The 21830-nt window shown below is 67.9% G+C and carries 17 protein-coding genes; 3 read left to right on the forward strand and 14 right to left on the reverse strand.

The window, feature by feature from the left end; translation table 11 throughout:
- The coding region (locus AC3WON_RS26445) for an alpha/beta hydrolase (RefSeq protein ID WP_492353066.1) at positions 1 to 850 on the reverse strand (850 nt) is incomplete at its 3' end.
- 190 nt (positions 851 to 1040) lie between these two features.
- Here AC3WON_RS26445 and AC3WON_RS26450 point away from each other — a divergent pair.
- Together AC3WON_RS26450 and AC3WON_RS26455 are read left to right on the forward strand one after the other, a co-directional pair.
- Complete coding sequence (locus AC3WON_RS26450; RefSeq protein WP_010812795.1) at positions 1041 to 1283, forward strand: hypothetical protein; 243 nt, start codon at positions 1041 to 1043, stop codon at positions 1281 to 1283.
- Positions 1284 to 1452: 169 nt separating this feature from the next.
- The gene (locus tag AC3WON_RS26455) at positions 1453 to 3405 is read left to right on the forward strand and encodes a sigma-54-dependent Fis family transcriptional regulator (RefSeq protein ID WP_492353067.1); all 1953 of its coding nucleotides are present in this window, start codon (positions 1453 to 1455) and stop codon (positions 3403 to 3405) included.
- Between the two features lie 96 nt (positions 3406 to 3501).
- On the opposite strand, the gene AC3WON_RS26460 is transcribed toward AC3WON_RS26455, so the two are convergent.
- The 7 genes from AC3WON_RS26460 to AC3WON_RS26490 form a co-directional block, all read right to left on the reverse strand.
- Positions 3502 to 3903, reverse strand: coding sequence for a DUF779 domain-containing protein (locus tag AC3WON_RS26460; RefSeq protein ID WP_492353068.1), 402 nt, complete (start codon positions 3901 to 3903; stop codon positions 3502 to 3504).
- Positions 3904 to 3905: 2 nt separating this feature from the next.
- Complete coding sequence (gene adh, locus AC3WON_RS26465) at positions 3906 to 5426, reverse strand: aldehyde dehydrogenase (protein ID WP_492353069.1); 1521 nt, start codon at positions 5424 to 5426, stop codon at positions 3906 to 3908.
- Between the two features lie 221 nt (positions 5427 to 5647).
- Positions 5648 to 6931, reverse strand: coding sequence for a c-type cytochrome (locus AC3WON_RS26470; RefSeq protein WP_492317441.1), 1284 nt, complete (start codon positions 6929 to 6931; stop codon positions 5648 to 5650).
- Complete coding sequence (locus AC3WON_RS26475; RefSeq protein ID WP_114135696.1) at positions 6931 to 7491, reverse strand: (2Fe-2S)-binding protein; 561 nt, start codon at positions 7489 to 7491, stop codon at positions 6931 to 6933. Before AC3WON_RS26475 ends, AC3WON_RS26470 begins: the two co-directional genes overlap by 1 nt.
- Positions 7488 to 10322, reverse strand: coding sequence for a xanthine dehydrogenase family protein molybdopterin-binding subunit (locus AC3WON_RS26480; RefSeq protein WP_492317359.1), 2835 nt, complete (start codon positions 10320 to 10322; stop codon positions 7488 to 7490). Before AC3WON_RS26480 ends, AC3WON_RS26475 begins: the two co-directional genes overlap by 4 nt.
- Before the next feature lie 489 nt (positions 10323 to 10811).
- Complete coding sequence (locus tag AC3WON_RS26485) at positions 10812 to 11150, reverse strand: antibiotic biosynthesis monooxygenase family protein (RefSeq protein WP_035820889.1); 339 nt, start codon at positions 11148 to 11150, stop codon at positions 10812 to 10814.
- A gap of 25 nt (positions 11151 to 11175) precedes the next feature.
- Entirely contained in the window at positions 11176 to 11805 is a 630-nt protein-coding gene (locus tag AC3WON_RS26490) for a LysE family translocator (protein WP_492317360.1), read from the reverse strand.
- An 84-nt stretch (positions 11806 to 11889) separates the two neighbouring features.
- On the opposite strand from AC3WON_RS26490, the gene AC3WON_RS26495 reads away from it, so the two are divergent.
- Positions 11890 to 13215 carry an aminotransferase-like domain-containing protein gene (locus AC3WON_RS26495; protein WP_492353070.1) on the forward strand — a complete coding sequence of 442 codons (1326 nt, stop codon included), beginning with the start codon at positions 11890 to 11892 and terminating at the stop codon, positions 13213 to 13215.
- Positions 13216 to 13237: 22 nt separating this feature from the next.
- Here the strand turns inward: AC3WON_RS26495 and purU are convergent, their stop codons facing one another.
- The 6 genes from purU to AC3WON_RS26525 form a co-directional block, all read right to left on the reverse strand.
- The gene (gene purU, locus AC3WON_RS26500; protein WP_492353071.1) at positions 13238 to 14134 is read right to left on the reverse strand and encodes a formyltetrahydrofolate deformylase; all 897 of its coding nucleotides are present in this window, start codon (positions 14132 to 14134) and stop codon (positions 13238 to 13240) included.
- 26 nt (positions 14135 to 14160) lie between these two features.
- The gene (locus AC3WON_RS26505) at positions 14161 to 16656 is read right to left on the reverse strand and encodes a GcvT family protein (protein WP_492353072.1); all 2496 of its coding nucleotides are present in this window, start codon (positions 16654 to 16656) and stop codon (positions 14161 to 14163) included.
- 97 nt (positions 16657 to 16753) lie between these two features.
- The gene (locus tag AC3WON_RS26510) at positions 16754 to 17605 is read right to left on the reverse strand and encodes an EamA family transporter (protein ID WP_492317364.1); all 852 of its coding nucleotides are present in this window, start codon (positions 17603 to 17605) and stop codon (positions 16754 to 16756) included.
- A 113-nt stretch (positions 17606 to 17718) separates the two neighbouring features.
- Positions 17719 to 18852, reverse strand: coding sequence for a 2-aminoethylphosphonate--pyruvate transaminase (locus AC3WON_RS26515; protein WP_492317365.1), 1134 nt, complete (start codon positions 18850 to 18852; stop codon positions 17719 to 17721).
- A 40-nt stretch (positions 18853 to 18892) separates the two neighbouring features.
- On the reverse strand, positions 18893 to 20707 hold the full coding sequence (locus AC3WON_RS26520; protein WP_492353073.1) for a putative 2-aminoethylphosphonate ABC transporter permease subunit: 1815 nt from the start codon (positions 20705 to 20707) through the stop codon (positions 18893 to 18895).
- Positions 20698 to 21810 carry a putative 2-aminoethylphosphonate ABC transporter ATP-binding protein gene (locus tag AC3WON_RS26525; RefSeq protein WP_492317367.1) on the reverse strand — a complete coding sequence of 371 codons (1113 nt, stop codon included), beginning with the start codon at positions 21808 to 21810 and terminating at the stop codon, positions 20698 to 20700. The genes AC3WON_RS26520 and AC3WON_RS26525 overlap by 10 nt, the downstream gene beginning before the upstream one ends.
- Positions 21811 to 21830: the final 20 nt, after the last annotated feature.

The raw sequence follows: 21830 nt of genomic DNA on the forward strand, positions 1-21830 counted from the left end.
GGGTAGGCGGGGCGGGCTGGGCCGTAGCCACGCGCAGCCTGGCCTGGCCGTGATGCCGGGCAAATTCGCACAGCGCCAGCCAGGTTTCCTCGCGTTCGATAATGGTGAAGTGATTCGTGGCTGGCACGGTCTGCAGCGCCACCGGGCCGGGCCAGGCGGCCATGAGCCGCTCCGAGCATTCATGGGGCACGACTTCATCGGTCTCGGCCAGCAGCACCTTGGTGCTCTGCACGACCTTCTTGCAATGCGAGATCGAATCGAAATGGTGGCGCATCAGCTGGCGCAGCGGCACCAGCGGGAAGCGCTTGCGCACCAGTTCAAGCAGCGAGTCGTAGGGCGTGATCAGTTGCAGGCTGTCGAAGTCCTGCAGGTCCGCCAGCTGGATCGCGACGCCGGTGCCCAGGCTGCGCCCCACCACATGCACGCGGGTGTCGGGGAAGACACGCCGCGCATGCAGCAGGAACTGGCTGGCGTCGGCCACTGCGGCGCCCTCGGACGGCAGGCCGTCGGAGTGTCCCAGGCCGCGGTAGTCATAGGTGGCGAAGGCCATGCTGGCGGGCAGCCAGCGCGCGTACTGCAGCGTTTCAAGCACATCCTCGCCACGCCCGGGCAGGTAGAACAGCAGGTCGCGCACGTTGTCGCCGGGGCTATGGTAGATGTAGCCGCGCACCACGCCGCCGGGGATCAGGTGCGAGTAGCCAATGATGCCGTCGGGCAGGTCGCGCGGCGGACGCCGGCGCGCATCGAACAGCAGCCGCTCCTGGTTGAGCGTCAGGTAGGTCCAGTAGCAGGCGAAGCCACTGGCAGTCATCAGCGCGGCTGCCAGTGTACGGCGGGTGATCAATGGCATGGCTAGTCTTCAGTGTCGCTGCCAGGCGAGGCGCACCAGCGCCGGCCTTGCCGCCCAGCCGCGCAGCCTACCTCATTTTTGTCAGGCGCGAGCGTGTAGCGCAAGCCGGCCGGCGCAGTTCTTGTACGATATACCTCATTCACGCGCGCGCACCCCCTCCCGAGACGGCGCGCATACGGAGCAAACAGGCATGAGCGAGCAGAAACACGAGCAATACCGCGCCGAAGAGGCGCAGGCGATGGAGCGCGTGGTCGCGGCCACGCGGCAGGTGCAGGTGGCCTTCACCGCCTTGCAGGCCCACTATCCGCCGCAGGGCAGCGGCAAGCCATCCAAGCTTGCGCTGCAGACGTTCGATGCGGCGCTGCAGGCGCTGGAAGATGCCCAGGCCACCTTCGACGAGATCCTGAACGACCTGCTCGACGAAAAACGCTGACCCCGGCCCGGCATGGCGCGGGGGCAATACATGGCCGGGAGCCTGTGATAAGGTTGCCGGACTACAGCCGCCCGGCCTGCCGCCGCACCTGAGCTGCACGGCACGCGCCACGGGACGGCAGGCAGCGGCCGCGACGCGCGCCGCCTGCTGATACAGGAGACCCGCCGCCATGCACCGTGCCGCCCATCCCGCTGCGCTTTCCGATGTTGCCCGCCAGGCTGCCCATGTCGACCCGGCCGATGCCGACCGCGCTGGCCTGATCGCCCGCGCGCATGCGCGTTCGGCCGGCTTCGGGCTGGATGTGCGCCACGCGCCCGGCTTCGATGCCGTCAGCCCGCGCGCGCTGGGTGAGCTGGTGGACGCCAGCCGCGACCTGTACCGCCATGCCTTGCCGGTGATGGAGACCCTGCACGCGCAGATCGCCAATACCGACAGCATGGTGCTGCTGACCGACAGCAGCGGAGTGATCCTGCACAGCCTGGGCGACGGCGAATTCGTCGCGCGGGCGCGGCGCGTGGCGCTGGCACCGGGGGTATCGTGGTCGGAGCCGAGCAAGGGCACCAATGCCATCGGCACCGCACTGGCCGAGGCCCGTCCCACCCTGATCCACGCCAGCGAGCATTTCCTCGAGTCCAACCACCAGCTGACCTGCTCCTGCGCCCCGATCGCCAGCCCGACCGGTGCCATCCTGGGCGCGCTCGATGTCAGCGGCGATCATCGCGGCTTCCACCGGCACACCATGGCGCTGGTGCGGATGTCGGCGCAGATGATCGAGAACCACCTGTTTGCGAACCACTTCCCGGACGCGCTGCTGGTGCGCTTCCATGCGCGGCCCGAGTTCGTCGGCACGCTGTTCGAGGGCATGGCGGCGTTCTCGCCCGACGGCGCCTTCCTGGCTGCCAACCGCAGCGGCCTGTTCCAGCTGGGGCTGGCCCCGCACGCGCTGGCGGCGGCCAGTTTTGCCGGGCTGTTCGGCCAGCCCGTGCGCGTGGCGATGCAGGTGCGCAGCGGCGCGGCGGGGTCGCTGCAGACGCTGACGCTGCCCAGCCGGGTGCAGGTGTTTGCCCGCATCGAATACCTGGCCGCGCCCATCGCGGTGCGCCAGCCCAGCGCCGAAGACCCGCTGCCGCCGGCACTGGCCGCGCTCGATACCGGCGACGCCGCCGTGGCCGCGGTGCTGCGCCGCGTGCGCAAGGTCAGCGGGCGCGATATCACCATCCTGGTCCAGGGCCGCACCGGCACCGGCAAGGAGTGGCTGGCGCGCGCCATCCACGCCGCCTCGCCGCGCGCCGGCGGGCCTTTCGTCGCGGTCAACTGCGCGGCCATCCCCGAATCGCTGATCGAGGCCGAACTGTTCGGCTATGAAGAAGGCGCCTTCACCGGCGCGCGTCGCCGCGGCAGCGAGGGCAAGGTCGTGCAGGCACACGGCGGCACGCTGTTCCTGGACGAGATCGGCGACATGCCGCTGGCACAGCAGGTGCGGCTGATGCGCGTGCTGCAGGAGCGCGCGGTCACCCCGTTGGGCAGCGCTCGCGCGCTGCCGGTCGATGTGCGCGTGGTCTGCGCCACCCACCGCGACCTGCGCGCGATGATTGCCGATGGCGCTTTCCGCGAAGACCTGTACTACCGCATCAATGCGCTGGCCGTGACCCTGCCGCCGCTATGCGAGCGCAGCGACCTGCCGCTGCTGGTCGATCGCATCCTGCAGCGGCAGTGCGAAGAAGCCGGCCTGCCGTCCCCGGTGCATGTCGACGCGCAGGTGCTGGCGCTGCTGCGCCGGCACCCGTGGCCGGGCAATATCCGGCAGCTTGCCAACGTGCTGCGCACCGCGGCGATCCTGGCCGAAGGGGAGGTGGAGATCGGGGTGGAACACCTGCCGGAAGGGTTTGAGCAGGAGTGCGGCGATGAGGCGGAGCGCTGTGACGCGGCGGCTGCCGTGCAGGCGCCGGCGCCATCAAAGTCCGCCCGCATGCGCGACTGGGAAGCAGGCCTGATCCGACAGGCGCTCGCCAGGCACGGCGGCAATGTCAGCCACGCGGCGCGTGAGCTGGGGGTGTCGCGCAATACGATCTATCGGAGGTTGAGGGAGGGGTTGGAAGGCGGCGAGGAAGCGGAGCGCTGAAGGACTTCCTATCCTGCTTGTTTGCTCCCTCTCCCGCTTGCGGGAGAGGGAGCACTCCGTCGGCAAGCAACTACCGACATCAGCAAGCAATCATCCTCACAACCCCGGCTGCGCCGCGAGCCACGCGGCCTCTTCATCGCTGAACAGCTCCGACCGGGTCAGGAACCGCTTCCCCGTCCGTCCCTCCAGCGAGAACATCCCGCCCGCACCCGGCACCACATCGATCACCAGCCGCGTGTGCTGGCAGTACTCGAACTGCGCCCGCGTCATGTAGAACTGCGCGCCGCTGATCTCGCCTAGGCAGACATCGGCTTGCCCCACCAGCAGTTCGCCGGCGGGGTAGCACATCGGCGCGCTGCCGTCGCAGCAGCCGCCGGACTGATGGAACATCAGCGGGCCATGCCGCGCGGCCAGTTCCGCGATCAGCGCGAGCGCGGCCGGGGTTGCCACCACGCGTGCGACCGGCGCGGTGGCGGGAGCGGACGTCGAGCCCGCCATGGTCAGAAGAACCCGAGCGCGTTGGGGCTGTAGCTCACCAGCAGGTTCTTGGTCTGCTGGTAGTGGTCGAGCATCATGCGATGGTTCTCGCGGCCGATGCCGGACTGCTTGTAGCCCCCGAATGCCGCATGCGCGGGGTAGGCGTGGTAGCAGTTGGTCCACACGCGCCCTGCCTGGATGCCGCGGCCCATGCGGAATGCGCGCGCCCCGTCGCGTGTCCAGACACCCGCGCCGAGCCCGTAGAGCGTGTCATTGGCGATGGCCAGCGCCTCTTCCTCATCCTTGAAGGTGGTCACCGATACCACCGGCCCGAAGATCTCTTCCTGGAAGATGCGCATCTTGTTGTGGCCGGCGAACACGGTCGGCTTGACGTAGTAGCCGCCCGCGAGATCGCCGTCCAGCACGTTGCGCTCGCCGCCGGTGAGGCACTGCGCGCCTTCCTTGCGGCCCAGGTCGATGTACGACAGGATCTTCTCCAGCTGTTCGGCGGACGCCTGCGCGCCGATCATGGTGCCGGTGTCGAGCGGATGGCCTTGGCGGATCGCGGCCACGCGCTTGAGCGCGCGCTCCATGAAGCGGTCGTAGATCGATTCCTGGATCAGTGCGCGCGACGGGCAGGTGCAGACCTCGCCCTGGTTCAGCGCGAACATGGCAAAGCCTTCCAGCGCCTTGTCGAAGAAGGCGTCGTCGGCGGCCAGCACATCCTCGAAGAAGATGTTGGGCGACTTGCCGCCCAGTTCCAGCGTCACCGGGATCAGGTTCTGCGACGCGTACTGCATGATCAGCCGGCCGGTGGTGGTCTCGCCGGTGAAGGCCACCTTGCTGATGCGGGGGCTCGATGCCAGCGGCTTGCCGGCTTCCAGCCCGAAGCCGTTGATCACGTTGACCACGCCCGGCGGCAGCAGGTCGCCGATCACTTCCATCAGCACCAGGATCGAGGCCGGCGTCTGCTCCGCGGGCTTGAGCACCACGCAGTTGCCGGCGGCCAGCGCCGGCGCCAGCTTCCAGGTGGCCATCAGCAGCGGGAAGTTCCACGGGATGATCTGGCCGACCACGCCCAGCGGCTCATGGAAATGGTAGGCAATGGTGTCGGCGTCGATCTCGGAGATGCCGCCTTCCTGCGCACGGATGCAGCCGGCAAAGTAGCGGAAGTGGTCGACCGCCAGCGGCAGGTCGGCGGCGGTGGTTTCACGCACCGGCTTGCCGTTGTCGATGCTCTCGGCCACGGCCAGCAGCTTCAGGTTGGCCTCGATGCGGTCGGCGATGCGGTTCAGGATATTGGCGCGCTCGGTGGTCGAGGTGCGAGCCCACGTGGCCTTGGCGGCGTGCGCGGCGTCCAGCGCGGCGTCGACATCCTGCTGGCCGGAACGCGGCACGCGCGTGAACGGCTTGCCGGTGATCGGCGTGATCGATTCGAAGTACTCGCCGCCGGCGGGCGGCACCCAGGCGCCGCCGATGTAGTTCTCGTACTGCTGCTTGTAGGGGTTGCTGACGCCCAGCTGGGCGATTTCCGCCATGTTCATGTCTCGCTCCGTTCAGAGATTTCTGTGGTGTCGTCACGGCATTCCGGCCGTGCGCACGGCAGGCAGATCGCAAGAGCTGTGCCGGGGCGTGAATCGAACGAAAAAACGGGGAAAAGCGAGGGGCGAGTGCGCGTGGCACGGGTGGGAGATGTCACGCGCCGGCACGGCTGTGCCAGCGCGTGACACCGGGTGTTCCAGAATGGAACACCCGGGGCAGGGCTTCAGTGCCCGGAGCCTGCGGCGCGCAGCGCCTTGACCGCGGCGGGCGTCACGTCGGCCGGCTGGCCGCCCCAGGTGGCGCGCAGGTAGTTGGCCAGCTGCGCCAGTTCTTCGTCGCTCATGCGCGCGGCAAAGCCCGGCATGTCCTGCATGGCCTCCAGGCCGGGGAAGCGCTGCGCCTCGATGCCGTCGAGCATCGACACGATCAGGTTGCGCGCGTCGGTGTTGCGCACGGTCGAGTTGCCGGCCATCGATACCGCCACGTGCGGCTTGCCTTCGCCCTCGCGGCCGTGGCAACCGGCGCAGACCGCCACATAGTGGCGGCGGCCCGGCGCCAGTTGCGCGGCATCGGCGTTGACGGGCTTGACCGGCTGCGGTGCGGGCGGCTTGTCGCCCAGCAGGTAGGTCGTCATCGCCGCCAGGTCGCCCTGGTTCAGGTACTGGCTGCTCAGATGCACCACCGGGTACATCTCGCCGAAGGCCGAGCCTTGTGGCGCGATGCCAATGGCAAAGAACTGCTGCAGGTCGGCCGCGGTCCAGCCGCGTGCGGCCAGCCCGGCCGGGGTGATTTCCGGCGCGCCCACGCGTGCCAGCGCGGCGCCGGCCAGCGGCTTCGACAGGTCCAGCCGCCCGAACGCGGCGCGCGGCGTATGGCACTCGGCGCAATGGCCGAGCGCATTGGACAGGTAGCGGCCGCGCTGCCACGACTCGGAATTGCCGGCGGAGGCATCGGGCAGCTTGTCCTCCAGGAACAGCAGGTTCCAGCCCGCCAGCGCAAAGCGCAGGTTGTACGGGAACTGCAGGTCGTGCGGGCGGTTCGGCACCGCGGCCGGCTTCACCTGCATCAGGTAGGCATACATGGCATCGGTATCCGCGCGCGACAGCCCGCGGTACGAGGTGTACGGCATCGCCGGATAGAGGTGCTTGTCCGGGGTCTTGCCGTCATGCAGCGCGGTGTAGAAGTCGTCTGCGCTCCAGTTGCCGATGCCGTGGGTCTTGTCGGGCGTGATGTTGGTGCCGTAGAACTTGCCGAACGGCGAGGCCAGCTCAACGCCGCCGGCAAACGGCGCGCCCTGCGACGCGGTATGGCAGGCGGCGCAGTCGGCCGCGCGCACCAGGTAGCGGCCGCGCGCGATCTGTTCGGCGGGCGGCAGCTGGCCCTTGGGCGCCTGGTCGGCGGCAGGCGCGACGGCTTCGGTGTTGCCGCCACAACCGGCCACCAGCGTTGCGGCGGCCAGCGCGGCAAGGGCCGCGCGGGCGAAATTCAGGAAGGCGGGGCGCTGCATCACTTGGCGCTCCCGCTGTCCTTGACCAGTCCAGGCGTGCTGGTGATCACGTCCTTCACGGCCTCGAAGTAGCGCACATAGCCCGTGCAGCGGCAGATATGACCGTCCAGCGCGGTGGTGATGGTCTCGTCTACCTTGTCCTTCGCCACCGGCTTGCGCTTGAGCTGTTCCACCAGGATGGTGGCGCCGTTGACGAAGCCCGGCGTGCAATAGCCGCACTGGAAGCTGAAGTGGTCCAGGAACTTCTGCTGCACTGGCGTCAGCTCCACCACCTCGCCTTTCTCGTTGCGCTTGCCGTGGCCTTCCACGGTGCGCACCTTGCGGCCCTGGAACCAGTGCGCGCCGGTGATGCAGCTGCGCACTTCCTCGCTGGTGCCGTCGGCCTTGTCGTGGATCACCACGCAGGCATGGCAGATGCCCTGGCCGCAGCCCAGGCGCGAGCCGGTCAGGTCCAGGTATTCATGCAGGAAGTCGATCATCATCAGGCCTTCGGGCACGTCGAGCGGGCCGACCTCCTTGCCGTTGATGTTCAGGGAAAGCGGTTGGGTGGCGATGCTCATGCCAGTACCTCCTGGATCTTTTCGGCCGTGACCGGCAGGTCGGTGAAGCGGTGGCCGATGGCATGCGCGATGCCGTTGACGATGGCGCCCACCACCGGGATCATCACCACCTCGGCGATGCCCTTGGGCGGGTCGGTTTCAGAGACGGGCGGCAGCACCGTGCCGGTCTGGGTCCACACCGCCACGTCGCTGGCGCGCGGCAGGTGGTAGCGGTTGAAGTTCCAGGTGCCGTTGCCAGGGCCGTCCTCGTAGAGCGGCAGGGTTTCATGCAGCGCGTGGCCGATGCCCATGGCGATGCCCCCCTGCAGCTGGCCGGACACCAGTTGCGGCGACAGCTGCGTACCGCACTCCATGATGGAGTGGTGCGACAGCACCTCGACCTTGCCGCTGGCCTCATGCACCGACAGCTCGACCAAGGTGCCGACCGCGCTGTAGTACGTGACCGAGGCATTGTTGCGCTGGGTGGTCGCGACGTAGACCTTCTTTCGGTCGAGCACGTCGTAGCCGCCGCTGGTGCGCATGCGCGCCTTGCGCGCGCCGTCGGCGCCATCGCCGTAGCGTACCGACAGGCCATCCACCGGCAGCCGCGCGGCGTGCCCGCTGATGTCGAAATCGGCCTCGCTCCACTGCCAGCGGTTGAAGACGTGCACGGTGGCGCCGGTGACCAGGCCCATCTCATGCGCCTTGGCTGCCAGCTGCTCCAGCGGCAGCGCCTGCAGGCCGCCGGCGCTGAGCTTGCCCTCGACCCAGCGCGCGTCTTCCACGCGCACTACCAGCGAGGCCGCCTGGCCGCCGCCGATACCCTGGCTCCAGATCGCCATCGCCGCCGGCCACAGGCCGTGCATGAAGATCACGCGCGCGGCTTCGCGCGTGCTGTGGGTGAAGTAGTAGGCCGAGTTGGTGGCGCTGGCGGGCGAAGCGTACGACGGCGACCAGCGCGGGTTGGCGCACAGCCGGTCCTGCTCGGCCTGGCTCATCAGGTACGGGTCGCCCGAGGTCACCACCGGCAGGTCGGCCCAATCGGTGACCGAGGTACGCACCTCGGCCGCGGGCTTGCCCAGCCAGCGCGCCACCGCGGCGGCCTGCGAGGTCGACATGCCGGTGCCGATCTCGGCGCCGGAGTGGTGCAGCGCGATGCTGCCGTCGGCCTTCATCTCGACCCTGGCAAACGAAGCTTCGGCACCGGTGCCGAAGTCCTTCTGCACGCAGGCAAAGCCCACGCCGTAGCGGCGGCCGGGGTTGGCGGCTTCGTACTCCGCCTTCTTCTTCGCGCGGCCGGTCCACAACGGATGGACCTTCGCGGCTTCCAGCACTTCATCGACACGGATCGCGCCGGCCGGGATCGCGCCCTGCGTGTTCTTCATGCCCGAGCGCAAGGCGTTCTTCAGCCGGAACTCGATCGGGTCGAGCTTGAGCTGCTCGGCGAACTCGTCGACCATCATCTCGGTCGCGGCCATGCTCTGCAGCGTGCCGTAGCCGCGCGCTGAGCCTGCGTCGATGGCGCGCGAGGCGATTGCCACCGCGGTCAGGTCGTTCTTCGGGAAGTAGTAGATCGATTGCGCGGCGGTGGCGCCCACCATCGCCACCGAGGGCGAGAAGTTGGCGCGGCCGCCGCCGTTGGCCTCCAGGTCGCCCTGGAAGGCCTGGAACAGCCCGGTCTTGCGGTCCACCGCGATGCGGTAGCGCATCTTGAAGGCGTGGCGCTTGATCGAGGTCTGGAACTGCTCGTAGCGGTCGTTGGCCAGGCACACCGGCTTGCCCTCGGCATAGAGCGCCGTGACCAGGCCGTAGAACGGGAAGTTGTAGTGGTCCTTGGAGCCGTAGCCCACGGTGTAGCACGGGTGCAGGAACACCTGCTTCACCGGGAACGCGCCCTTGGCCTTCGCCAGCATCTCGGCCGCGCTCTCGGCGACCTCGATCGGGGACTGCGTCGGCACCACCAGGTGCAGCGCCTGCGCCGCGGCGTCGTACCAGCAGTTGGCGTTGTCGGGCTCCAGCGCCGCGGTATCGACCGACTGCGAGTTGTACTCACGCTCCAGCACCAGCCAGTCCTCGGGCGGCCTGGCCAGCTGCGCGCGGATCGCGTCGGCGTGGTACATGCCCTGTTCGCCGAGCTGGCCGTGGTCCTTGCCGTCCGGCCACACCGGCTGGTGCTTGCGCATCATGCTGGGGAACACCGGCGCGTTCTTCAGGCTGGAGAACACGTCGTCGTCATACGGCGTGGTGCCGCCCACGCGCACGAAGCGGAAGGTGCCCCACGGATCGCGTTCCAGCGCGCCGGTTTTGGCGCCGTAGCGGATCACGTCGTCGCGGAACTTGAGCTTGTCCTTGGCAAAGCGGAAGCGCGCGAAGTCGTGGTAGATCAGGATCGCCACCGCATGGCCCAGGTAGGCCGGAGTCTTGCCCGCGGGCAGCAGCATGTCTGCGCCGTAGAACGCGGGGAAGGCCACGCCGTCGCGGGCGAGGTCTTCCGCGGTGACCACGCGGTCAGGCATCAGGTCGTCGCCGAGCGCGGCGAGGTCGAAGCCCTCATAGGTGCGGTCGGCCTGCGTGGCGCGCAGGATGAAGGCGTGCGATTGCTGCTGCGGCCAGTGCGGCATGTCGCGCGAGCGGATATCGCGCGCGAACACCTTGGCGCCGGTGACCTTGGCAATGCCGTCGATGCGGAATTTCGGGACGCCGGCCTTGGGGTCCCACTGGACCGGGGTCAGGAGCTTGTCTTCGAACAATGCCGCGAAGGCTTTGCCGCCGATGGGTGCGATATAGACCGACACCCCGGCCACGACGCTGGCTTTCAGGAAAGTGCGCCGTGAAGGGTTGAAGCTGGGCATAAGGATTCCTCGGGAATGCGCTGCTACTGCAGCCGGCGCGCGACGTGTGGGATCAACGGGGATCGTGACAAGATGGCCGAAGCAGTGCCTGGCTGCATGCGGCGATGCCGCGTGCGTGGGCCTGGCTGCGTAGCCGTGGCGCCGGAGAGGGCTGGTGAGAGGTGGGGCAATGTCTTGTTATCTGTCGTGGCACGGCCTGGCGCGCTGACCGGGCGATTGTGCGTTGACGTCAGGGTATACCGCAAGTCGAGGTGTGGAATAGCGGTTATCAGCAGGGGTTGATACCCGCGGCCGCGCGGTTGTGCATTGCGTCATGGCGCGGGCCGGTGCCGCGAGCCATGCCTGGAGCCGTTATCTGCACGAAGAGACAGGCAGATCCATGCCGCGCGGGCGGCGGCAGGGATCGAAAGAATTCAGATCGCCGCCAGAATCATTCATATCCTGGCGTGCGGCCGGCCGTGCAAAGACCGGCCGGACAGGTGAAGGCGTCTAGCCCTGCCGCTGGCGCCGGCTGTCGGGCACGAAGTGCTGGAGCGAACCGTCGCCATAGGCGCGCTGCACTTCGGATATCACCACGTGATAGCCGTCATACCACTTGCGGTACTGGCGCTTGGCGTCCAGGTGCCGCGGGTGGGTGGCGAAGGCCTGCAGGGAGTCCTTGTCGCGCCAGTAGTAGCTGGCGTTGGACAACTGGCCATCCGGCGAACGCCAGGACTCGGCACCGACAAAGCCGGGTATGCCGGCGGCGATCTCGTCGATCAGGGCGCTAAGGCGGTGGAACTCGTCATCGGCCTGGCCGGGCCGGTAAATAAAGGCTGCGATATACATCAGGGGCTCTGCGTGGGAAAAGGCTTCAGGCCGGGCGTGAGGTCAGCACCAGCCGCAGCGCCAGCAGCACCAGCACGGCTGCCAGGCCGCGCGACTGCAATGTTGCCGCCTTGGGATGGCGTGACAGGAAGCGGCGCACGGTGCCGCCAGCCGCGCCGAGCAATGCGTGAAACACGGTGGCGATCACTGTCAGGACCAGGCCGAGCACGAGCAGCTGCCGGGCCACGCCGCCCTTGCCGGGATCCACGAACTGCGGCAGGAAGACCATGAAGAACAGCAGCGCCTTGGGATTGAGCAGGCTGTTGAGCATGGCGCGCACGAACACCGAGCGCAAGGAGGCCTGAGTCACCACTGCCTCTTTCAGCGCAAGCGGCTGCCGCAGCGCCTTGGCCGCCATCCACAGCAGATAGGCCGCGCCGGCATAGCGGATCAGGTCGAACGCCGGCGCCCACGCCATCACCAGGGCGGTGATCCCGGTGGCTGTCAGGACCGTGAGGATCAGGTCGGCCACGGCAATCCCCAGTGCCGTCGCAACGCCGCCCCGAAGGCCATAGGTGATGCCATGTGCCATCACGAAGGCCATGTTCGGGCCGGGTGACAGGAGCAGCAGCATCACTGCCGCGGCGAAGATCGACAGGGTGGTCAGGGCAATCATGTGCAGGAAATGGTTAGCGTTGACTAGGCATGCAGGCTATTCTTCTGGCCTGATACACGCAAAGCATTGTTCTAGATACAAAGCATGGCCCACGCGCGCTACAAGATCATTGTTGACGAGATTGCCGCGCGCATTCATCGCGGCGAACTGCCTCCGGGCACGCAACTGCCGACGGTGCGTGCGCTGATGAAGCAGTACGGCGTCGCGCTGGCGACAGCGGCACGCGTCTATGTCGAACTGGAGGCCGTCGGCCTGGTGGTCGGCGAGACCGGCCGGGGCACGTTCGTGCGCGATACCTCGCTGCCGCGCGGCCTGGGGCTGGAGCAGCATCCGGTGCGCGCCGGCGCGGTGGACCTGACTTTCAACTATCCGTCGCTGCCCGGGCAGGTTGAACTGTTGCGCGATGGCTTGCGCAGCATCGCGGCTTCGGGCGACCTTGACGCGTTGCTGCATTCCGCGCCGCAGGGCGGGCGCCCGCACGAACGGCAGGCCGTTGCCCGGCACCTGCGCAACCGCGGCATCCGGGTGCCGGGCAGCCAGGTGCTGATCGTCAACGGCGCGCAGCAGGGCCTGGCGGTGACGGTGATGGGGTTGCTCAATCCCGGCGACGTGGTGGCGGTTGACGCGCTGACGTACCCGGGCATGAAGGCGCTGGCGCAGTTGTACCGGCTCGACCTGGAGCCGTTGCCGGCGACCGCCGCGGGCCTGGACCTGGATCGCCTTGCCGCGCTCTGCAAGCGGCGTCCGGTGCGGGCGGTCTACACCATGCCGACCATGCACAATCCGCTGGGCTATGTCATGAACGAGGCGGACCGCGGCCGCCTTGCGGCCCTGGCGCAACGGCATGATCTGCTGATCATTGAAGATGGCGCCTACGCCTTCCTTGCCGAACCGGCGCCGAAACCGGTGTTCACCTTCGCGCCAGAGCGGACCGTCTACGTCTCGGGCTTGTCGAAAAGCGTGGCATCGGGACTGAGGATGGGGTTCGTCGCGGTGCCCGCGCCGCTGGTGCCGGCCCTGGAACGCGCCATTCGCGTGTCAACCTGGAACACGCCGTCGCTGACCGTGGCGCTCGGCTGCCTCTGGATCGAAGCCGGCATCGTCGATGACCTGGAAGATCGCAAGCGCAAGGACGCCCGGCGCAGGCAGAGCCTGGCGCGGCGCATCTTGCGCGGCTGCCGCGTCACGGCGCACCCGTCTTCATACTACCTGTGGCTTGAACTCGAGGAGGACCTGCGCGCCGACCAGGTCGTGGCCGCCCTGGAGCACGAGGGTGTGCTGGTGACGACGGCCGAGCCGTTCGCGGTCGGCGCGAGCGTGCCGCATGCGCTGCGGCTGGCGCTCGGGTCGATCTCGATGGATGCGCTGGAGCAGGCGTTGCGCAAGGTCCGGCGGGCGGCAGCCGGCTGAAGCGGCGGCAAAGGCTGCCCGTTCAGCGGAACACCAGCGTCCTGCCGCCGTTGCGCAGGACCCGATGTTCCGCATGCCATTTCACCGCCCGCGCCAGCGCCACGCATTCCACGTCGCGTCCGATGGCGGTCAGCTGCGCGGCGTCCATGGCATGGTCCACGCGCGCGACTTCCTGTTCGATGATGGGGCCTTCGTCGAGGTCGCCGGTCACATAGTGGGCCGTGGCGCCGATCAGCTTGACGCCGCGCTCATAGGCTTGCGCGTAGGGGCGCGCGCCCTTGAAGCTGGGCAGGAAGGAGTGATGGATGTTGATGGCGCGGCCTTCCAGGCGGCGGCACAGGTCGTCGGACAAGACCTGCATGTAACGGGCCAGGACCACCAGGTCGATACTGTAGTCGCAGACCAGATCCCACAGCCTCGCTTCCTGCGCGGCCTTGCCTTGCGGCGTGGCATTGAGCAGGGGCAGGTGATGGAACGGGATGTCGTAGCTCGCCGCAAGCTGGTAGAAGTCCTTGTGGTTGGAGACGATGGCCGGAATCTCGATGGGCAGCTGGCCAGTGCGGTAGCGGAACAGCAGGTCGTTCAGGCAGTGGCCGATCTTTGACACCATCAGCATCACGCGCGGCTTGCGCGCGGCGTCGTGCAGCGCCCAGTCCATCTCATGCGCGGCCGCCACGCCCGCCAGCGTGCTGCGCAGGGCGGCGAGCGCATCGCCGGCATCCTGGCCTTCTGGCAGCGGCCGCTGGAAGTGCACCCGCATGAAGAACCGTGCGCTGTCGCGATCGCCGAACTGCGCGGAATCGACGATATTGGCGCCGGCTTCCACCAGCAGCGCCGAGACGGCATGGACAATGCCGGGACGGTCGGGGCACGACAGCGTCAGGATGTAGCTGGCGGTTTCGGTCTGGACCACTGGCATGGGCACTCCGGTATCTGCTTGCATCATCAGGCCTTGGTCCGTTCGCTGGCCGGATCGTATGGCGCACGCAGGTGGATGCGTGCAGGCAGCAGTTCCCCGGCCAGGTCTACGTGATACTTGCCTGCCTCGATCCATGCCGCGTCGGCGGGACCATCGGCGCGTGCCAGAAGCCCCATGCCCACCGGACACCCAAGGGTGTGGCCGAACGCGGCCGATGTCACGAAGCCGGCGGGGCGCACGGTGCCGTCCGGGGCAGTGCGCAGGATCGCCTCGCCGCCCCAGAGCATGGCCTCGCTGGCACCGTCCAGCGTGACCACGGCAACGCGCCGCCGCACCTGCGCGGCACCGCCGGCAGCGCGCAGCTTCAGCAGCGCCTCGCGCCCGCGGAACGGGATGTCGGTGTTCAGCTTGCAGGCAAACGACAGTCCGGCCTCGAACGGATGGATGTCGGTGTTCAGTTCGCGGCTCCAGGCGCGGTAGCCTTTCTCGATACGCAGCGATTCGATGGCGTAGTAGCCGGCGTTGACCAGTCCGAAGCGTTTCCCGGCCTCGTGCAAAGTGTCATAGACGCCGACGGCGAATTCCACCGGGACATACAGCTCCCAGCCCAGTTCGCCCACATAGGTCAGGCGCGTGGCGCGCACCGTGGCATAGCCGAGATCGATCTCTTTCGAGGTGCCGAACGGGAACGCCTGATTGGAGAAATCGGCGCGCGACACGCTCTGCAACAGCTCGCGCGAGCGCGGGCCCATCACCGCCAGCACAGCGTACTGCCCGGTGACATCGACGATCGCGCAGCGCTTGTCGGCGGGAATCAGGCGCTCGACATAGTTGAAGTCGCGCGTGGTCTGCGCCGAGCCGGTCACCAGCAGGTACTGGTCGTGCGCCAGCCGCGTCACGGTCAGGTCGGATTCATAGGTGGCGCGGTCGTTGAGCATGGCGGTGTACACGGTCTGCCCCGGCGGCACGGCCACGTCGTTGCTCATCACGTATTGCAGCACGGCCTCGGCATCGGCACCCTTGACGATGTACTTGGAGAACGAACTCATGTCGAACAGCGCCACCGCCTCGCGGCAGGCGCGGTGTTCCGCGCCGCTCCACGGCAGCCAGTTCTGCTGCCCGAACGAGTAGCGGATCTCGGGCGATTGTCCGGCAGGCGCGAAGAAGTTTGGCCGCTCCCAGCCCATCTTGCTGCCGAAATTGGCGCCGGCGGCGTGCAGGTGGGCATAGAGCGGCGAGCGGCGGAACGGCCGCGCCGTATCCAGTTCCCGGTTGGGCCATGGCATCGCGTAGTGCAGGCCCAGCGTTTCCCTGACGCGGTCGTGCAGCCAGCTTTGGTTGCCGTTGAAGCCGGCGAAGCGGCGGATATCGACCGGCCACAGGTCCATGGTCGGCTCGCCCGCGACGATCCATTCCGCCAGCGCCATGCCGGCGCCGCCGGCGGACGCGATCCCCATTGAGTTGAAGCCCGCGCCCACGTAGAAATTGCGCAGCTCGGGCGCTTCGCCGAGGATGAAGTTGTTGTCCGGCGTGAACGACTCGGGTCCGTTGTAGAACTGCTTGACCTGCGCCGACTCCAGTGCCGGAACGCGGATCAGCGCGTTCTCCATCAGGATCTCGAACTGGTCCCAGTCATCAGGCAGCAACTGGAACTCGAACGGCTCAGGAATGCCCTGCATGCCCCACGGCTTGGCATTGGGCTCGAAGCCGCCCATCACCAGCCCGCCCACTTCTTCCTTGAAGTAAATGAAGCCGTCCGGGTCGCGCATCACCGGCAGGTCAGGGTGCACGCCGGCAATGCGCTCGGTGACGATGTAATAGTGCTCGGCCGAGTGCAGCGGCACGGTCACGCCGCACATCTGGCCGACCTGGCGCGCCCACTGGCCGGCGCAATTGACGACGATCTCCGCCTCGATGCGGCCTTCGTCGCCGGCCTTGTTGCGCCAGCTCACGCCGGTGGCGCGGCCATCGCGGGTATGGATCGCGGTGATCTTCGTATCCTGCACGATGACCGCGCCGCGGCTGCGCGCGCCGCGCGCCAGCGCCTGGGTCAGGTCGGTCGGGTTGGCCTTGCCGTCGCCCGGCAGCCAGACCGCCCCAAGCAGGTCGTCGGTGCGCATCACCGGCCACAGTTCGCCGGCCTGGGCGGGCGAGATCACCTCGCAATCCACGCCATAGGCCCGCGCCACCGCCGCGGTGCGGCGCAGTTGCGTCATGCGTTCCGCGGTGCGCGCGACCGACAGCGAGCCGCATTGCTTCCAGCCGGTGCCGAGGCCCGTTTCCGCTTCCAGTTCGCTGTACAGCTGGGTGGAGTAGCGGATCAGTTTCGTCATGCTTTCCTGCGAGCGCAGTTGCCCGACCAGCCCGGCCGCGTGCCATGTGGTGCCGCAGGACAGTTGTCCCTGTTCCAGCAGGACCACATCCTTCCAGCCGAGCTTGGTCAGGTGATAGGCGACGCTGCAACCGATGATGCCGCCGCCGATGATGACGACGCGGGAGTGGGAAGGGATGACAGGGGACATGGCGGGAAAACCTCGGCAGGGAAGTGGTTGGCGTTGCCTGCCATGTTATGCAAAAAAACGCCAACAAACAACACAAAATGCAACATGCATCGACGGATCAGCGCGCCAGTTGCAGTGTCAGGATCCCCGCCAGGACCAGCGCGGTCGCAATCAGCCGCCGCCGGTCGAAGGGCTCGCGCAGCAGGAAGTGGCCCAGCAGCGCGGCAAAGATCACGCTCGATTCACGCAGCGCCGCCAGCTTGGTCACTGGCGCCATGGTCATGGCCCACAGCATCAGCGCATACGAGCCCACCCGGTTGATGCCGCCGATCCACGCGCGCTTCCATTCCGTGCGCATCAGCGTGACCAGCGCGGTGCCGCGCCGGCTGAAGGCGTAGGTCGGCATGAAGATGTGCGACATCGCCTGCAGCCAGACGATATAGGTGAAGACCTCGCCGTAGCGCTTGACCGCGGTGCCGTCGATCACGGTACCGGCCGCCAGGCAGGCCCCGGCCAGCAGCGCAAAGCCGAGCAGGTCGGGCGATTGCCGGCGCCAGCGCACCAGGCTGACCAGCCCGCAACAGATCAGCGCGATGCCGGCATAGCCGCCTGGCCCCAGCCGTTCGCTGCCGGTCAGCAACAGCAGGATCGCCACCATCATCGGCGCCGAGCCGCGCATCAGCGGATAGGCCTGGCTGAAGTCGCCACGGTTGTAGGCGGCCACCAGCGACAGCTTGTAGCCGACTTCCAGCGCCACCGTGGCGAGCAGGAAGGGCCACACCTGCGGCGCGGGCAGCGGCACCAGGAACAGGAAGGGCAGCGCCACCAGCAGGCAGAAGGTGTCGATCAGCGCCATCGACGACAAGCGGTCGCCACCGATCTTGACGATGGCATTCCACGACGCGTGCATCAGCGCGGACAGCATCACGGCGGCAAAGGCGAGGCCGTGAAAGTCTGGGGGGAGGGGCATGAAGGAGGGGTTGTTCTTGCGGATTTCTGATGGGTTTGCAAGCCCGCTTGTCTGCACCCCTCTCCCGCCTGCGGGAGAGGGGTGCCTGTTGCCAGGCGCTGGAGGAAGGTGGCTTAAGCCGCTTCCGCCAGCGGCGCCTGCGCCTTGATCCCCATCTCGCGCAGCACCTCGCCAATCGCCGTCACCACATTGCGCATCTCGTTGTCATCGATCGCACCAATGCACCCGACGCGGAAGGTCTCCATCTGCGTCAGCTTTCCCGGATACAGGATGTAGCCGCGCTCGCGCACCCTGGCGTAGAAGGTCTTGAAGTCATAGCGCGCGTCGGCCGGCGCATGGAAGGTGACGATGATCGGCGCCTGCACCGCCGCCGGCAGGAAGGCGCGGAAGCCGAGCGCGGCCATGCCCTGCACCAGCGTGTCGCAGTTCCTGCGGTAGCGCGCGCCGCGCACCGGCTGGCCGCCTTCTTCCAGGAACTGGTCGAGCGCGGTGCGGAAGGCCGCCACCACATGCGTGGGCGGCGTGAAGCGCCACTGCGTGGTCTTCTGCATGTAGACGTACTGGTCGTACAGGTCCAGCGCCAGCGAGTGGCTGTTGCCCTGGCTGGCTTCCAGCACGTCTTTCCTGACCAGCACGAAGCCCATGCCCGGCACGCCCTCGATGCACTTGCCGGTGGCGGCCACCAGCGCGTCGAACGGCATGGTGCGGGCGTCGATCTCGATCGCGCCGAACGAGCTCATCGCGTCGACGATCAGCCCCTTGCCCAGCCGCTGGCACAGCGCGGCGATTTCCTGCAGCGGGTTGAGCACGCCGGCGCCGGTCTCGCAGTGCACCTGCGCCACGTGCGTGATCGACGGGTCGCGCCGGATGGCCTCTTCGATCAGCGCGGCGGTGGCGGGCTGGTCTTCGGGGATCGGCAGTTCCACGCTGGCGCGGCCCAGCACCTTGCAGATCTTGAGGATGCGCTGGCAGTAGGCGCCGTTCTGCGGCACCAGCACCTTGCCGTCGCGCGGCACCACGTTGGCGATGGCGGCTTCCACCGAGAAGGTGCCGCTGCCCTGCATCGGCACGCACACATGGGTGCCTTCGCCGTGGACGATGCGCACCAGGTCGTCGCACAGGCTGCGCGTGATGGCGTTGAAGGCGGCGTCCCACGAGCCCCAGTCGCGCAGCATGGCCTGCTTGGTGGCGAGCGAGGTGGTCAGGGGGCCGGGGGTCAGAAGGATCGGGTCGTTGCCGCGAATCATGGTGAGCTCCTGATTGGGAAGGAGTGGATACAAGGGAATGTCAGTCGTTGCCCTGGCGCCAGGCCTGGGTCTTGCGATCGAGCACGCGTTGCAGCAGGTAATAGAGCAGGCAGGCGAAGGCCGAGGTCAGCACCACCAGCGTCGCCATTGCCGCCGCGGGGCCGATGTCGCCGGATTCATCCAGGTTGACGATCTCGACCGAGGCCAGCTTGGTGTCGGCGCCGTACAGGAACACCACCGCCGAGACCGTGGTCATCGCATTGATGAACAGGTAGCGCGAGATCTCCAGGATGGCGGGCAGGCAGGCCGGCACCGTGACCTTGAAGAAGGTCTTGTAGAAGGGCACCTTGAGCGAGGCGGACACGGCCTCGAACTCGCTGTCGAGCTGCTTGAGCGCGGTCACGGCGGTCAGGTGGCACGACGCGTAATAGTGGACGATGGTCACCAGCACCAGGATCCCCAGCGTCTGGTACAGCCCGTGCATCGGGTTGGCCTGCGGCACGAAGAAGAAGATGTAGCCCAGGCCCAGCACCAGCCCGGGCACGCCCATCGGCAGCACCGCCATCAGCCGCACGAAGCTGCGCAGCCAGTCCATGCCGCGGGTCTTCTCCAGCAGGTAGGCGGTGGTGAAGATGAACACCGGCCCGATCACCGCGGCCAGTCCCGCCATGCGCAGGCTGTTCAGGTAGGAATCGACCACGCCGCCCTCGACCAGCCCCACCCGGTAGTGGTTCAGCGACAGCGAGAAGTTGTACGGCCACAGCTTGACGAAGGACGCGTAGATCGCCATGCCCATCACCGCCAGCATCAGCGCTGCCATCAGCCAGCAGAACACCGCCATGGCCAGGTCGAAGCGGTGGCTGCGGCGCGGCACGTAGGGCACCGAGCGTGCCGACATCAGCGCCATCTGGCGCCGTTGCACGCGCGCATCGACATAGTAGGTGACGGCCACCGGCACCAGCAGCATCAGCGACACCACCGCGCCCTGCGAGAAGTCCTGCATGCCGATCACCAGCTTGTAGATGTCGGTGGCCAGCATATGGAAGTTGCCGCCGATCACCTTGGGGATGCCGAAGTCCGAGATCGCATAGGTGAACACCACCATGGCCGCGCTGACCAGGCCGTAGCGCGCGCCCGGCACGGTGATGGTGAAGAACTTGCGCACGGTCGAGGTGCCCAGCGCATCGGCCGCCTCGTACAGCCGCGCGTCGGTCAGCGACAGCGCGGTGATCAGGATCATCAGCGCATGCGGGAAGGTGGCGAACACCAGCGAGGCCACGATGCCCAGCGGCCCGTAGATCTGCGTGCTGCCCATCCACGGCTTGAACAGCCCCTGGTTGCCGAACCAGAAGATGAAGGAGATCGCCGCCAGCAGCGATGGCGCCAGCAGCGGGATCAGCGCCAGGTTGCGCAGCAGGCCCTTGCAGGCGATGCGGCTGCGCGTCAGCGCATAGGCAAAGCTGAATGCCAGCGGCACGGTGATGCAGGTGGCCAGGGCAGAGACCCACAGGCTGTTCCACACCGAACGCAGCAGCGCGGGCGACTCGAGGTACGCGCGGAAGTGCGCGATGCCGGCCAGGCTGCCGTCGCGGTTCTGCACGCTCTTGGCCAGGATCATCACGATCGGCGCCAGCACGAAGCAGGCGAGCGCCAGCGCGGCCAGCGCCAGCAGCACGTGGGCGAGGCGGTCGGTCCAGTGCGCGCGCACGGCGGTGGCGACCAGGGCCGGCGGCGCGGGCTGCGCGCCGGGGTTGGCAGGCCCGGCCGGCGCGCTGGTGGCGGTGGCGGGGACGGTATCGGTGGCCGGCATGGTGGCAGACGTATTGGCCGGCGCCGCAGTGAGGCTCATGCGCATGCGTGGCGGAAAATGCGGATACGGTCAGCGGGAATGGCCAGGCGCAGCAGGTCGCCGGTGTTCGGGCGCAGCTCGTGCAGGTCATTGAGGGAGAGGTCGGCGTACAGGGCGCCGGACGCTGCGTCAGGCAGGCGCAGCGTCAGCCGCGAGAACGCACCGAGGAACTCGATCTTGTCCACGGTGGCCTCCAGCACGTTGGGGCCATGCTGTTCGATGCCGCGCACGCAGACGTCTTCGGGGCGGAAGAACACCTGCACGTCCTCGTCGGCGCAACAGCCCGGGGGCGCGGCGCAGCGCATGCGCACGCCACCCAGCTGCAGTTCGCCGTCGCCGCAGACGCGCGCGCCCAGCATATTGGTCTTGCCGACGAAGTCCGCGGCGAACGGCGTGGCCGGGCGCTGGTAGATCTGCGCCGGCGTGCCCACCTGCTCGATCGCGCCCTGGTTCATCACCACGATGCGGTCGGCCATCGACAATGCCTCTTCCTGGTCGTGCGTGACCAGGATGGTGGTGATGTTCAGCCGCTGCTGCAGCGCGCGGATCTCGCTGCGCAGCCGCACCCGCACGCGGGCATCGAGCGCGGACAGCGGCTCATCCAGCAACAGCAGGCCGGGCGAGGTGGCCAGCGCGCGTGCAATCGCCACGCGCTGCTGCTGGCCGCCGGACAGCTGCGCCGGGTACTGGTTGCCGCGCTCGGGCAGCCCCACCAGCGTCAGCAGCTCATCCACGCGGGCGCGGCGCTGGTCGCGCGGCATGCGGCGGTTGACCAGGCCGTAGGCCACGTTGTCCGCCACCGTCAGGTTGGGGAACAGCGCGTAGGACTGGAACACGATGCCGTAGTCGCGCTCCATCGGCGGCAGCGTGGAGATGTCGCGCCCGCCCTGGTGGATGGTGCCGGCGCTCTGCGATTCCAGCCCGGCGATGATGCGCAGCAGCGTGGTCTTGCCGCAGCCCGACGGGCCCAGGAAGCACAGCAGCTCGCCCTGGCGCACGTCCAGGTCGATGTTGTGGAGTGCCACGAAGGCGCCGCTGCTGCCGCCGAAGCGCTTGTGGATGCCTTTCAGGCTGAGGTAGGTCTCGGCCGTGGATGGGGAGGTCTGCATGGCGTGGGGCCCGGTGTGTT

The sequence above is a fragment of the Cupriavidus sp. FW305-46 genome (assembly GCF_058787075.1).